Below are 13,381 nucleotides of genomic sequence, written 5' to 3'. Positions count from 1 at the left end.
AGACATCTTCTTGAGGGATAGCACAATGAATGACTCAAAGAGCGCTCACCAACACGGCATCGGTTTGATCGGCTTTTTGCTGATTCTGACCGCATTTGGCATCCTGGGCACGGTAGCCCTCAAGGCCTTGCCTGCTTACATGGAGTACTATTCTATCCAGGCCACGGTGAACCGCATTGCGCACGATCCTTTATTGCAAAATGACAGCGATGTGCGCACTGCGTTTGATCGCCAGATGCAGGTAGACAGTATCCATGACGTGACTGGTCGCGATTTGGACATCAGCGGTGGCGTTGTCGCCATGCGCTACCAGAAAAAAATTGCACTGACAGACACTATGACCTTGTTGATCGACTTTGATGCTGCCAGCAAACCTTAATGGCTGGCTTGATCGCACTTAAATGAACGCATTCCCGGTATTACAAACCAGAATTAGCTACAGCTTTACGCAGCCTGTCTTACTGCAACAAGCGCTCACCCATCGCAGTTTTTCTGCCACCAATAACGAGCGTCTGGAGTTTTTAGGCGATAGCGTGCTCAACTTTATTATTGCGCACCAGTTGTTTAATTTATTTCCAAATTTGCCCGAGGGTGATTTAAGCCGTTTACGCGCAAAGCTGGTGCGCGAGGCCAGCCTGGCTGAAATTGCCGCCGACCTGCATTTGGGTGACGCACTCAAGTTAGGCGAAGGTGAGCTTAAAAGCGCCGGTTGGCGCCGCCCCTCGATTCTGGCTGATGCGCTGGAGGCGATTGTTGGTGCGGTTTACCTGGATGGCGGCTTTGAGGCTGCCCAGCAAGTGGTCGCATTACTGTATCGCGACAAGCTGCAAACCATAGATCCCAAGGCGATTGATAAAGACGCCAAATCACAATTACAAGAATATCTGCAAAGCAAGAAAATGGATCTGCCGGAGTATCAGGTAGTTTCTATCGAAGGCGAGGCGCATGCGCAAAGCTTCACCGTGCAGTGTTTTATTAAAAAACTCAAGCTGACCACCACCGGGGTGGGCACCAGCCGCCGTGTGGCGGAGCAACAAGCGGCCAAATTGGCCATGGACGAGATTCAATCATGACAGAAGACATTACCCCCGCTGCAGACGATTTTCGTTGTGGTACCGTTGCCATCGTTGGTCGCCCCAATGTCGGTAAATCCACACTGCTAAATCATATTTTAGGCATGAAGCTGGCGATTACTTCGCGTAAGGCGCAGACCACGCGCCATCGCCTGCTGGGCATTCATACCACAGACGATACCCAGTTCCTGTTTGTGGATACGCCTGGCTTTCAGCAAAAACATATCAACGCGCTCAATAAAACACTTAACAAAACCGTCACCCAGGTGCTGACCGAAGTCGACGTCGTGCTGTTTGTAATTGAGCCGATGAAATTGGGCGAAGCCGATGAAATCGTGCTCAAGCTGCTGCCAAAGAACAAACCGGTGTTGCTGGTCGTCAACAAGGCAGACCTGATGGGCGATAAAGGTAATTTATTGCCCTTGATTCAGGACTTTGACCTGCTGTTTGATTTCGCAGGCATTATTCCGGTCAGTGCCAAAAAGAGCCTGTATCTGGATGAATTACTATCCGCAGTGCGCGAGCATTTGCCTGAACAGCCAGCGATGTATGCCGAAGATGAGCTCACCGATAAAAATGAGCGCTTTCTGGCGGCCGAACTGGTCCGTGAAAAAATCTTCCGTTTACTGGGTGACGAAGTGCCATACTCGGTGACGGTAGAAATTGAAAAATTTGAAACCGTCAAAAACCTGCGCCGTATTTTTGCCGCCATTATTGTCGACAAAGACAGCCAGAAGCCGATGATCATTGGCAAGGGCGGCGAAAAGCTCAAGCAAATTTCCACTGAAGCTCGTCAGGACATGGAGAAACTGTTTGGTTCCAAAGTCTACCTGGAAACCTGGGTTAAGGTGAAGGGCGGCTGGGCCGATGATGCGCGCGCATTGAAGAGCCTGGGTTTCTAGTAACACTTGATTCTACTGGCATCAACATATGGCAGTAAAACCTCCCGATTCCGGAAGCCACAAGCAATCCCAGCAGCCGGTTTTTATTCTTCACACCTATCCCTTTAAAGAAACCAGTCTCGTGGTTGAAATGTTCAGCCGCGACCTGGGGCGTATTGCCGCCGTGGCGAAAGGCGCACGGCGCCCACTCTCAGCCATGCGCGGCATGCTGCAATCTTTCCAGCAGTTGGCCGGTACCTGGTCAGGTAAAAACGAACTCAAAACGCTACATGAATTGGAGTGGATGACCGGCCTGACCCTCCTCAGGGGCGATGCCCTGATGTGTGGCTTTTACATGAACGAACTGCTATTGCGTCTATTGCCACGCGATGATGCCCATGCACAGTTGTTTGAATATTATGCACAAACCATACAGTTGCTCTCTACCTTGCAACAAGATGCCGGGAATGGCCAACTGGCCGAAATCCTGCGTCGGTTTGAGCTCAAGATGTTGCAGGAGCTCGGCTATGCTGTACCGCTCACGCATGACGAAAATGGTGAGATTATCCATGCGGATGAAACCTATCGTTTTGAAGCGGATTATGGTGCCTGCTCGCCATCGGCAACCCGCAATGGTTTGTTGATACAAGGTGCAACGCTGCTGGAAATGGCGCGGGGTAACTACTCGAATGTGACGACGCAGTCGCAAAGCAAGCAATTGATGCGCTATTTGTTGCAGCATTATTTGGGTGAGAAGCCGTTGCATACTAGGCAGTTGTTGGTGGATTTACAGGGGTTTTAGTTTGTTTACGTGATGTATTCTTTTCGCCTTTAGGCGAGTCACTTTCTGGTGCTTGTCCCCCAGAAAGTAACCAAAGAGGAAGACACCCAGCCATCACGGCCTGCGGCTTCCTTGCGTTGCTCAAATTAGGACTTTCGTCCGTTGCTTTGCCGGACTTAAGCATAAGCCGGTCACGAAACTCATCCTAGCGGGCTGCACACGACGCAGCCCACCGCGGGATTCGGACAGTCGCTCCCTCTACTCTTATTTTGTCTCCGCTACTCAGCGTGATGGAATGGGGATTGATCTCGCCAAACAACCATTAGTGAAGATTTAACGGAAGCATAATTCTTCTGGTTTATTGATAACAACCAAGAATGGTTGCAGGCACTTGGTTTTCGGGGTCCCCATCTGCCGCGCCGAGTAGCGCAGGCAAAATAAGGTGAAGGGAGCGACTGTTCGAATCCCGCAGTAGCTCACGTTCTGTGTGAGCTACCAGGTTGAGTTTCGTGACCGCTTATTTTGGCGAGCAACGCAGGAAACAAGCAGAAGCTGGGGTGCACTTTCTTTTGGTTACTTGTTCTTTGTGCAAGCAAAGAAAAGTAACTCGCCGAAAGGCGAAATCAAACATACTCCTAAGTACATAGATATCTATATCTTTCTATTTTTCGCATGATTAATTTGGTTTACCATAATCAACAGTTAGAATATTGTCATTCATCCAATTACAAAGAGAACTATGTTAAAACTAGGCGTTAATATTGATCACGTCGCAACTATCCGCCAAGCACGTGGCACCAAATATCCCAGCGTAGTGCAGGCCGCACTGCGCGCTGAGCAGTCTGGTGCAGACAGCATTACCTTGCATTTGCGCGAAGACCGTCGCCATATGCAGGATGCAGATATTTTTGCTTTACGCCCTTTGTTGCAAACCAAAATGAACCTTGAGTGTGCTGTTACCAGCGAGATGATTGATATCGCCATTCAGGTCAACCCGCAAGACGTTTGCCTGGTGCCTGAGCGCCGAGAGGAGCGCACGACCGAAGGCGGTTTGGATGTGCTCACACACTACGCCAAAGTTGAGCATGCGGTTAAAAAACTGTCTGATCAAGGCATACGTGTGTCACTGTTTATTGCGCCTGATCTGGCGCAAATTGATGCGGCTGCCAAAATGGGCGCGCCGGTGATTGAGTTGCATACCGGTACTTTTGCCGATGCTGACACAGAAAAAGATCAGTTGGATGAACTGGAAAAAATCGACGCCGCGCTACAACATGCGAAAGCCGCGGGTCTGGTCGTGAATGCCGGTCATGGCTTGCATTATCACAATGTGCATCATATTGCGCGCCTGCCAGGCTTTGAGGAACTCAATATTGGTCATGCCATTGTGGCGCATGCCCTATTTGTGGGGTGGGATAATGCGGTGCGTGAAATGAAGGCACTGATGAAAGAGTTTTCACCAAAATGATGCGACTAAACCTGTATTGTCAGGAGTATCGATGATTTACGGCATAGGCACAGATATTGTCGAAGTTGAGCGAATCGAGGCGTCACTCGATCAGTTCGGTGACAGCTTTGCCAAACGCATTCTGGCACCTAGTGAGTGGTCTGATTATGAAGCGAGTAAACTCAAGGCACGTTTTCTTGCTAAACGCTTTGCCGCAAAAGAAGCGTTTGCCAAGGCGATAGGTACCGGCATTCGCGGCGATGTCAGCTTTCAGAATATTGCAGTCACCCACGATGCGTTAGGGCGACCCTTGTTGCAACTGTCATCGACACTGCAAGCATTTCTCAAACAACACCATATTTATCAATCGCATATCAGCATCAGTGATGAAAAAAACCTGGCACTGGCTTATGTCGTGCTTGAGACTGGCTAAATGTTTATTTGCACCACTCTATGGGGTCACTTGATAATCCAGAAATGACACCGTTAACTACATCTTGACCTCCTCCAATTGGATTATAAAATCCGACAATTCTTGGGGTGATGATCGTGTCGTTTTCGTTATAAAGAATTGCTTTGATTTGGCCTAATGCAAGAATGGCATTTTGTACCGTAGATTGATTCAGCTCGCTAGGCATGGGAATAATTGTTGATACTGATTTACCTGAAACTCCAAGGGTTTGTACCACTAGTGTTCCTACTAGATTACCTGCCTCAGCTTCAGCTGCAATCGCTCCAAGGCTTGCCAGATTTGCAGAGCCTCGCTTTATTGAAATGGATGCGGTAAGTCTTAAACCTACTCCAAGATACACAGGAAACTGGACACGGTCTAAGTTGATTTCTAGTGAGTAAGGTTTTGTGAATACTTTTGAAATCGTTTTCTCTGTCACAGAGGTGTCGAATACTGAGACTTGATATCTTTGTGCTCCAGGCGTGGTGACATTCCTTTCAACATACAGTTGTTTACTTGTTGAGTCGAAAGCGATGTAATCAAGGATTACCTGGTATGACTGCCCTTGGGTTCCAATTTTAGACGGTCCAAAAGTAAGGCTACCATTTACGTCGTATTGTCCAACAGCAATTCTTACGGCCTGATCTGGTAATACTTTCAAAAAATCTTTAGTTTTACAGGATGAGGGAATGTTGATGGGAATTGGATCTACTGGAACATAGTTGTAACCACTCTTGATTTCACCTGGGGATTCCGGAAGCTTGGGTGCGATAGAGCATCCTCCCAAAATAGATGATAGTACAACTAATGTAAGAGTTGATTTCTTCATGCTCACCTTCCCTTATAACAATATTGTCTCTATTCGTCTTTATATAATATTTTTAACCCCTTACACTTGATGAAGTGATTGTGGATATGTATTTTAATGAATCAGTGTGGTTTTTAAGCCTAAATGGGTTTAGTGCGTATGGATGTTGATAGTTTAAGTATGCGCCGTTTTAGCGGCGTGCGCCGTTTGTATGGCGAGCAGGGTTTGGCCAATTTGCAGCAAGCGCATGTGCTGGTCATCGGCATTGGTGGTGTGGGGTCGTGGACGGTAGAAGCCCTGGCGCGCAATGCGGTGGGCAAGTTGACCTTGGTGGATCTGGATAATATTGCCGAGTCGAATATCAACCGCCAGATTCATGCGCTGGAGGATACGCTGGGCAAAGCCAAAGTGACGGCCATGCGTGAGCGCATTGCGGCGATTAATCCATTGTGTGAGGTGCTTGAAGTTGAGGATTTTGTGACACCTGAAAACCTCGAGATTCTCTTGGCCGATCAGCCGGATATGGTGGTGGACTGCATGGATGATACCAAGGCCAAAATCGCCCTGGCGGCATATTGCAAGCAGCAGCAACTGCCATTGATCATGGTCGGTAGTGCGGGTGGTAAGCTCGATGCGACGCGTATCCGCCTGGCCGACCTGGCGCATGTGCAGGGCGATCGCATGCTGGCGAAGGTCCGCAACCAGTTACGTCGGGATTATGGTTTCCCCAAGGCTTCTGATCACAAGAAATCGGCCAAATTCGGCATTGTTGCTGTGTACTCAGATGAGCCGGTCGAGCGACCTGAAGAGGCTTGTGAAACATCGACAGCAGGACTGACAGGCCTCAACTGCGCTGGTTACGGCTCCAGTATTTGCGTGACGGCCACCGCTGGTTTTGTGGCGGCACAACAGGCCATTCAGCAATTGATCACGCTTTAACACTCGCAGTTTATAAGCATAGGCTTGGCCCACCGCAAGCAAATCAGGTTGAACAATGTGGGAATAGCAGCGTCTACTTTAAAAAGTCAGGCATAAACATTGCATGTTTGCAGATATCAATCGCACGGAGGTCGTCCGTACTCACTTTAAATACGCTAGTTTTCAGCCTGTCATCATGACTTCAAGCCCTTGCGCTATCAGTTACAGTGTCATATGGCCCGAAGTACGCTTAATCCATCAAAGGTGATTGCCATGCAATTGAATGTGTTTTTAAAGAAGATTTCTATCAACCATGCCTTGAATGTGCTGATCTGGCATATTGCAGAGGCGGGGATTGAAATTGCTGCGCTGATCAAGCAAGGGGCATTGGAAGGGGTCACGGAAAAAATGACCAGTACCAATGTGCAAGGCGAAACACAGATGCAGCTGGACATTCGTAGCCACGAGGTGGCCGCGGCACACCTGCGCGCTTCGGCAGTGGTGGCTGGCGTATTGTCAGAAGAAGTAGATGCGCCGGTCTTGTTTGAAACGCTGGATGCACCATTTCTGGTCAGTATGGATCCTCTGGATGGGTCTTCTAACCTGGCGATTAATGGCGTCGTCGGCAGTATTTTCTCGGTCATTCCTAATATCGGCGTGGCCACACTGGGTGATCAGGCTTTTTTGCGGCCAGGACAGGATCAGCGTGCCGCGGCCTATATCATGTATGGCCCGGCTACCTTGCTGGTGCTCACCATTGGCCAGGGCACACATGTGTTTACGCTGGATCAGCACAGCCAGTCATTTGTATTAACGCAACAAACCGTGCAGGTTGGTGAGGAAACCTCAGAATTTGCCATTAACGCCAGCAACCAGCGCTATTGGCAACCTGCCGTTCAGCGCTATATTGTTGAATGCCTGCAAGGCAGCGAAGGCCCGCGTGGGCGTGACTTTAATATGCGCTGGTGTGCCAGTATGGTGATGGATGTACACCGTATTCTGACGCGCGGTGGCGTGTTTTTGTATCCACGCGATAGCAAGCAGCCGGTCAAAGCGGGCCGGTTGAGATTGTTGTATGAGGCTAACCCCATGAGTTTGCTGGTGACACAGGCTGGTGGGGCAAGTATAGACGGGCTGGAAGACGTGCTCGCCCTTCAGCCGACGGCATGTCATCAGCGTGTGCCGGTATTGTTAGGCGCTAAACAGGAAATCCAGCGCTTGCGTGATTACCATCAGCAAGTTTCAAAATAATAAAGGAGTATGACATGGCATTGATTTCGCTCAGGCAACTACTCGACCACGCCGCAGAACACAGCTATGGCCTGCCTGCGTTTAATATCAACAATATGGAGCAGATTCTCTCCATTATGAAGGCGGCCGACGAAGTCGACAGTCCGGTGATTTTGCAAGCCTCAGCAGGCGCACGTGGTTATGCCGGGGAGTCTTTTTTGCGCAAAATGGTTGAAGCGGCGATTGAACAATATCCGCATATTCCCATTTGCATGCATCAGGATCATGGCGCTTCGCCCAAGGTCTGCCAGATGGCCATTCGCAGTGGCTTCTCTAGTGTGATGATGGATGGCTCGCTTAAAGAAGATGGTAAAACGCCCGCGAGTTATGAATACAACGTTGAAGTGACGCGACGTGTGGTCGAGTTTGCGCATGCGGTCGGCGTGTCGGTTGAGGGCGAGCTGGGCGTGCTGGGCTCGCTGGAAACCGGCATGGCAGGCGAAGAAGATGGCGTTGGTGCCGAAGGTAAACTGGATGAGTCACAATTGCTGACTGATCCGGATGAAGCGGCTGCGTTTGTCGAAGCGACCAAAGTCGATGCACTGGCCATTGCCATTGGTACCAGCCATGGTGCTTATAAATTCACGCGGCCACCTTCAGACGATACGCTGTCGATTGAACGTATTCGCGAAATCCATGCCAAAATCCCTAACACGCATCTGGTGATGCATGGTTCGTCCAGTGTGCCGCAATCCTTGCTGGAACAAATTCGGCACTATGGTGGCAATATCAAGGAAACCTATGGTGTACCGGTGTCTCAGATTGTAGAAGGCATTAAAAATGGCGTGCGCAAGGTCAATATTGATACCGATATCCGCCTGGCGATGACGGCGGCGATTCGTGCCTATATGGTCGAGCATCCTGAGGAGTTCGATCCACGCAAATATTTCAAAGAAGCGACCACGGCAGCACAGCATTTGTGTAAAGAACGCTTTGAGGCCTTTGGTAGTGCCGGACAAGCGAGTAAGATAAAGGTAATTACACTGGAAAAAATGGCAGCCATTTACTAGCTGCATGACATGACCGTGAGTGAAATAGCCTAAAAAAAGCAATTATAAATTGAGGGGGCATGAGTAAAGGAATCCCATCATGCGAGAAAAATTAGTCATTGGTAACTGGAAGCTGCACGGCGGCTTGCTTGAAAATCAAGGCTTGCTGAACAGGCTCAAGCAAGAGTTGCACGACCTGGATGGCGTAGCGACAGCTGTGTGTTTACCTTATGTATACTTGTATCAGGCGCAAGACTTGCTGCAAGACTCCTCGATTGCCTGGGGTGCGCAAAACGTTAGCCAGTTTACTGAAGGCGCGTTTACCTCCTGCATTTCGGCCAAAATGGTGGCCGAGTTTGGTTGTAGCTATACCATTATCGGTCATTCTGAACGGCGTGCCCTCAAACTTGAAAGTAACCAGGTGGCCACCAAGCGCCTGCTCAATGCCTTGCATGCCGGGCTCACCCCTATTTTTTGTGTCGGCGAGACCCAGGATGAACGCGATGGCAACATGGCCGAGCTCATTGTGCGCAACCAGATGCTGAACGTGGTGTATGGCCTGGATGATGAGGCCTTCGCACTGGCCAAGAAATTCAATATGGTCATCGCTTATGAGCCAGTATGGGCGATTGGCACTGGCGAGCACGCCACGCCTGAGCAGGCACAACGCATGCATGCATTTATCCGTATGATGATTGCCGAACGCGACCGCGAGTTTGCCGAACAGATCCGTATCGTCTATGGCGGCAGTATGGCGCCTGAAAACGCGTACAGCTTACTCAGTATGCCGGATATTGACGGTGGCTTATTGGGCCGTGCTGCACTGGTTGCTGAAGATTTTGTCGATATCTGCAGAATCGCCAGCCGTTGCTATCAGCAAAAAACGGTGGTCCGTGAATCATCGGCAGCCATCCCCGTTTTTGAGGTATGACGGTTGCCTTTAAAGGCAACAAAAGTAGCCTGCCAACAAAACTCTGCCAGCAATGTGGCAAACCGATGACCTGGCGAAAAGCCTGGGCGAATAACTGGGATCAGGTTAAATATTGCTCTGAGCGTTGCCGTCGCGCATTGCAAAAACACGCCATATGAGAAACCTGGTCATTATCCTCGGTGACCAGCTCACGCTGGATAACCCTGCCTTAGACCACTTTGATCCGACGCAAGACCTGATTGTGATGGCTGAAGTCATGCATGAAGCAAATCATGTATGGTCTCACCGACAGCGCATTACCTTGTTTTTATCTGCCATGCGCCACTTTGCAGAGAGGTTGCGGGCACAAGACTATCCATTGGCTTATTTTCAGCTAGACGCACATCCTTATCCTGATTTAGCGACCGTTTGGCAGACTGTATTGCAGCAGTACCAGCCACAGGCAATCAAGGTCTGCGAACCTGGTGATTGGCGCATCTGGCAAAGTCTGCAAGCGGTGGCTGACCAGCACGCAGTGCCTCTACATGTGCTGCAAGATACACATTTCATGAGTAGTATCGACCAGTTCCGGCGTTGGGCAGCCAAATACAGCGAAAAAAACACTTCTTTGCGGATGGAGTTTTTTTATCGTGGCATGCGTAAAAAATATCATATTCTTATGGACGGCGAGGAACCTGCAGGCGGCAGCTGGAACTTTGATCATGACAACCGTCAATCGCTGGGCAAGTTAGGTCCGCAAGCACTTTCACAGCCACCTGTGTTTACGCCAGATGCCATCACGCAAGCAGTCATGGTTATGGTGAATGAACGGTTTGCCGATCACCCAGGTGCGCTGGCGTCTTTTACCTGGCCAGTGACGCGTGAGCAAGCACTCACCTTGCTCACACATTTTGTCCAGGAAAAGTTAGCGCAGTTTGGCCCATATCAAGATGCCATGTGGCAAAACCAGCCATATTTGTGGCATTCCCTACTCGCTTCGGCCATGAATCTCAAGTTACTCAATCCGCGTGAAGTCATCGCCGCTGCCGAGCAAGCGTATGTTGATGGCCGCGCCTCATTAGCAAGTGTCGAAGGGTTTATTCGCCAGGTGTTGGGTTGGCGAGAGTTTGTGCGCGGTGTGTATTGGCTGGAAATGCCAACACTTAAATCGGCGAACTATTTCCAGCATGCACTGGATTTGCCAAACTGGTTCTGGACCGGGCAGACGCAGATGCAATGTTTATCGCAGTGTATAGGCCAAACCTTGCAAACTGGCTATGCACATCATATTCAACGCCTGATGGTGATCGGCTTGTTTTCGACACTGGCGCAACTGTCGCCGCAACAGGTCTCAGCATGGTTTTTGGCCGTTTACGTCGATGCCGTGGAATGGGTAGAGTTGCCCAATGTCGCTGGCATGGCGCTATATGCCAATGGGGGCCGCTTTACCAGCAAGCCCTATATCGCCAGTGGTGCCTATATTCAGCGCATGAGTAATTATTGTACGGGATGCCGGTATGATCCAAAACAAAAAACCGGTGATCGGGCTTGTCCATTCACAACACTTTACTGGGGTTTTTTAATCAGACACGAGGCTTTGCTGGCTGCGAATCCGCGTACACGTTTAATGGTCAAGCATATTGCCACCATGCCTGAAGAAGAGCGATTGGCGATTGCTGCATTTGCTGAGCAGCGATTGCAACAATTGGCAGACCTGTAATGCTTGCTCGTGTAATTTCACAAAACTGTCACAATAGACACTGGTTCAGTGGATACAATAATCGCCATGAAAAACACCACGCCCGCTCTGCTTGACAGAGATCTTAGCATTCTCAGTTTTAATGCCCGTGTACTGTCTTTGGCGCAACGAGAGGACTATCCCTTACTCGAGCGTTTGCGCTTTTTATGTATCGTTTCTAACAACCTCGATGAGTTCTTTGAAGTGCGCATGCCATTGCAGATGGAGGCGTACCAGCAAGGCGTGACCAGTGGCCCGGTATCTGCCTCTACCTGCGAGCAAGTTGCCACCATGGCACAGGCGCTGGTGGCACAACAATATCAGTTGTTTAATGATGCACTGATGCCCGCCCTGGCGAAAGAAAGTGTGCACCTGGTGTCTGGCGGTGTGCGTACGCCGGAGCAAACCACCTGGGTTTCTAACTATTTCAAGCGTGAAGTGCTGCCATTCTTGATGCCGGTATCGCTGGATCCGTCGCATCCTTTTCCGCAGGTGGCCAATAAGTCGCTGAATTTCATTGTGCGCATTGCCGTCGACGATGAGGAAAAAATTGCCATTGTACGTGTGCCGCGTGTGGTGCCCCGGCTGTTGCAATTGCCGCCGTCTATCAGCAAAGGCGAGCAATGCTTTGTGTCGTTGACCAGTATTATCCGCGCCAATCTGGAGGTGTTGTTTCAAGGCGCCAGTATCCTGCATTTCTCCCAGTTCCGTGTGACGCGTAATAGTGATCTTGAGGTGGATGAGGATGATGTGATCAACTTGCGCACGGCCTTGCGTGAAGAGCTTGCACATCGCCAATATGGTGAAGCGGTGCGCCTGGAAGTCACGCAGGAGTGTGATGACAGGCTTGCCGAGTTTTTACTCAAACAGTTTAATTTGCCGCCGCTCGCCCTTTACCGCGTCAACGGGCCGGTCAATCTGGGGCGTTTGATCCAGTTGCCAGATATGGCCAAGGGCGATCACCTCAAGTTCGTGCCTTTCCAGCCGCACTGGCCGCGACATATCAAACGCAATACCTCTTTGCTGGCGCAGATGCGTGAAAAAGATCTGCTGATTCACCAACCATACGAGAGCTTTGAAGTTGTCATCCAGCTACTGGAAGAAGCGGTCAAAGACGATCAGGTATTAGCCATCCGCATGACGATTTACCGCACAGGTGCAGATCCACGCATGTTGCGTTTGCTGCAGGAGGCGGTGCGTCGCGGTAAAGAAGTGCTGGTGGTGGTTGAGCTCAAAGCGCGCTTTGATGAGGAAGCAAACATTAACTGGGCCGAAGCCTTGGAGTCGGTTGGCGCGCAAGTGGTGTATGGTGTCGTTGGTTTAAAAACCCATGCCAAGATGTTGTTGATCATGCGTCGCGAAGGTAAAAGCATTCATCGTTATGGCCATCTTTCTACCGGTAACTACAATCCCAAAACGACACGTCTATACACAGACTGGAGCATGTTAACCGCTGATGCCAACCTGACGCGCGAAATGGAAACGGTGTTCCGTCACCTGACCAGCGAGTTGCCGATTCCGGCCCTGAAGCATTTGCTGGTGGCGCCATTTACCCTGCAAAACAGCATGATCAAACAGCTGGAGAAAGCACAGCGTCTGGCCAAGCAAGGCAAACCGGCCAGGGTGATTGCCAAAATGAACGCCTTGACGGATGTGCCGCTGGTCGCCGCTTTAATGAAGGCCGCCAGCGCTGGTGTTGAGATTGACTTGATTGTGCGCGGTGCCTGCATACTGCCGGTGGACTCACCCGCAGTGAAAGGTCGTATCCGCGTGCGTTCTATCGTCGGGCGTTTGCTCGAGCATTCGCGCGTGTTTTATTTTGAGCTGGATGGGCAAGTGCAGATGTGGTTATCCAGCGCGGACTGGATGAGCCGTAATATGATGCGGCGGGTAGAGCTGGCCTGGCCGATTAAAGATCCGGCCATGCAAAGCCGCATTTATCAGGAAAGCCTGCAGCTTTACCTGCAAGATAATAAGGATGCCTGGCAATTGGCAGAAAAAGGCCAATACGTGCCAGTCGCACAACAAGCGCTGGATGCCGAGCCGTTGTCTTGCCAGAACCTGTTATTGCAACAATATCATTCCATGTAGCCCC

At 50.2% G+C, this 13,381-nt stretch carries 14 protein-coding genes; 13 read left to right on the top strand and 1 reads right to left on the bottom strand.

Annotated elements, in window-relative coordinates; genetic code table 11:
• Positions 1 to 25: 25 nt before the first annotated feature.
• The 6 genes from MET42_RS0111370 (at position 26) to acpS (ending at position 4,615) form a co-directional block, all read left to right on the top strand.
• Positions 26 to 379 (top strand): DUF4845 domain-containing protein, encoded by a 354-nt coding sequence (locus MET42_RS0111370; protein WP_019883128.1) that lies wholly within the window; start codon positions 26 to 28, stop codon positions 377 to 379.
• 22 nt (positions 380 to 401) lie between these two features.
• On the top strand, positions 402 to 1,073 hold the full coding sequence (gene rnc, locus MET42_RS0111365; RefSeq protein WP_019883127.1) for a ribonuclease III: 672 nt from the start codon (positions 402 to 404) through the stop codon (positions 1,071 to 1,073).
• Complete coding sequence (era, locus tag MET42_RS0111360) at positions 1,070 to 1,975, top strand: GTPase Era (RefSeq protein WP_019883126.1); 906 nt, start codon at positions 1,070 to 1,072, stop codon at positions 1,973 to 1,975. Before rnc ends, era begins: the two co-directional genes overlap by 4 nt.
• Before the next feature lie 28 nt (positions 1,976 to 2,003).
• Positions 2,004 to 2,756, top strand: coding sequence for a DNA repair protein RecO (recO, locus tag MET42_RS0111355; protein WP_029512412.1), 753 nt, complete (start codon positions 2,004 to 2,006; stop codon positions 2,754 to 2,756).
• A 718-nt stretch (positions 2,757 to 3,474) separates the two neighbouring features.
• Entirely contained in the window at positions 3,475 to 4,203 is a 729-nt protein-coding gene (pdxJ, locus tag MET42_RS0111350) for a pyridoxine 5'-phosphate synthase (RefSeq protein WP_019883123.1), read from the top strand.
• Positions 4,204 to 4,234: 31 nt separating this feature from the next.
• Positions 4,235 to 4,615: a holo-ACP synthase gene (acpS, locus tag MET42_RS0111345; RefSeq protein WP_019883122.1), complete on the top strand. Its 381-nt coding sequence runs from the start codon at positions 4,235 to 4,237 to the stop codon at positions 4,613 to 4,615.
• A 4-nt stretch (positions 4,616 to 4,619) separates the two neighbouring features.
• On the opposite strand, the gene MET42_RS0111340 is transcribed toward acpS, so the two are convergent.
• Positions 4,620 to 5,462 carry a hypothetical protein gene (locus tag MET42_RS0111340; protein ID WP_019883121.1) on the bottom strand — a complete coding sequence of 281 codons (843 nt, stop codon included), beginning with the start codon at positions 5,460 to 5,462 and terminating at the stop codon, positions 4,620 to 4,622.
• A 123-nt stretch (positions 5,463 to 5,585) separates the two neighbouring features.
• Here MET42_RS0111340 and MET42_RS0111335 point away from each other — a divergent pair, with 123 nt between their 5' ends.
• The 7 genes from MET42_RS0111335 (at position 5,586) to ppk1 (ending at position 13,377) form a co-directional block, all read left to right on the top strand.
• On the top strand, positions 5,586 to 6,380 hold the full coding sequence (locus MET42_RS0111335; protein ID WP_019883120.1) for a ThiF family adenylyltransferase: 795 nt from the start codon (positions 5,586 to 5,588) through the stop codon (positions 6,378 to 6,380).
• Between the two features lie 252 nt (positions 6,381 to 6,632).
• Entirely contained in the window at positions 6,633 to 7,610 is a 978-nt protein-coding gene (locus MET42_RS0111330) for a class 1 fructose-bisphosphatase (protein WP_198289755.1), read from the top strand.
• Between the two features lie 14 nt (positions 7,611 to 7,624).
• Complete coding sequence (fba, locus tag MET42_RS0111325; RefSeq protein WP_019883118.1) at positions 7,625 to 8,659, top strand: class II fructose-bisphosphate aldolase; 1,035 nt, start codon at positions 7,625 to 7,627, stop codon at positions 8,657 to 8,659.
• Positions 8,660 to 8,738: 79 nt separating this feature from the next.
• Complete coding sequence (gene tpiA, locus MET42_RS0111320) at positions 8,739 to 9,569, top strand: triose-phosphate isomerase (protein WP_019883117.1); 831 nt, start codon at positions 8,739 to 8,741, stop codon at positions 9,567 to 9,569.
• Entirely contained in the window at positions 9,566 to 9,727 is a 162-nt protein-coding gene (locus tag MET42_RS15000) for a DUF2256 domain-containing protein (protein ID WP_019883114.1), read from the top strand. The genes tpiA and MET42_RS15000 overlap by 4 nt, the downstream gene beginning before the upstream one ends.
• Positions 9,724 to 11,268 (top strand): cryptochrome/photolyase family protein, encoded by a 1,545-nt coding sequence (locus tag MET42_RS0111310; RefSeq protein ID WP_019883113.1) that lies wholly within the window; start codon positions 9,724 to 9,726, stop codon positions 11,266 to 11,268. The genes MET42_RS15000 and MET42_RS0111310 overlap by 4 nt, the downstream gene beginning before the upstream one ends.
• Before the next feature lie 66 nt (positions 11,269 to 11,334).
• Positions 11,335 to 13,377 (top strand): polyphosphate kinase 1, encoded by a 2,043-nt coding sequence (gene ppk1, locus MET42_RS0111305; protein ID WP_019883111.1) that lies wholly within the window; start codon positions 11,335 to 11,337, stop codon positions 13,375 to 13,377.
• Positions 13,378 to 13,381 lie beyond the last annotated feature (4 nt).

It is taken from the genome of Methylophilus sp. 42 (assembly GCF_000384155.1).
GTDB lineage: Bacteria > Pseudomonadota > Gammaproteobacteria > Burkholderiales > Methylophilaceae > Methylophilus.
This window is presented reverse-complemented; position numbering and strand designations above follow the sequence as displayed.

Coding starts and splice junctions, on each gene's coding strand:
- rnc (WP_019883127.1), top strand. CDS start 402: ATGAACGCATTCCCGGTATTACAAACCAGAATTAGCTACAGCTTTACG.
- recO (WP_029512412.1), top strand. CDS start 2,004: ATGGCAGTAAAACCTCCCGATTCCGGAAGCCACAAGCAATCCCAGCAG.
- MET42_RS0111310 (WP_019883113.1), top strand. CDS start 9,724: ATGAGAAACCTGGTCATTATCCTCGGTGACCAGCTCACGCTGGATAAC.
- MET42_RS15000 (WP_019883114.1), top strand. CDS start 9,566: ATGACGGTTGCCTTTAAAGGCAACAAAAGTAGCCTGCCAACAAAACTC.
- tpiA (WP_019883117.1), top strand. CDS start 8,739: ATGCGAGAAAAATTAGTCATTGGTAACTGGAAGCTGCACGGCGGCTTG.
- MET42_RS0111370 (WP_019883128.1), top strand. CDS start 26: ATGAATGACTCAAAGAGCGCTCACCAACACGGCATCGGTTTGATCGGC.
- MET42_RS0111340 (WP_019883121.1), bottom strand. CDS start 5,462: ATGAAGAAATCAACTCTTACATTAGTTGTACTATCATCTATTTTGGGA.
- fba (WP_019883118.1), top strand. CDS start 7,625: ATGGCATTGATTTCGCTCAGGCAACTACTCGACCACGCCGCAGAACAC.
- MET42_RS0111335 (WP_019883120.1), top strand. CDS start 5,586: ATGGGTTTAGTGCGTATGGATGTTGATAGTTTAAGTATGCGCCGTTTT.
- pdxJ (WP_019883123.1), top strand. CDS start 3,475: ATGTTAAAACTAGGCGTTAATATTGATCACGTCGCAACTATCCGCCAA.
- era (WP_019883126.1), top strand. CDS start 1,070: ATGACAGAAGACATTACCCCCGCTGCAGACGATTTTCGTTGTGGTACC.
- ppk1 (WP_019883111.1), top strand. CDS start 11,335: ATGAAAAACACCACGCCCGCTCTGCTTGACAGAGATCTTAGCATTCTC.
- acpS (WP_019883122.1), top strand. CDS start 4,235: ATGATTTACGGCATAGGCACAGATATTGTCGAAGTTGAGCGAATCGAG.
- MET42_RS0111330 (WP_198289755.1), top strand. CDS start 6,633: ATGCAATTGAATGTGTTTTTAAAGAAGATTTCTATCAACCATGCCTTG.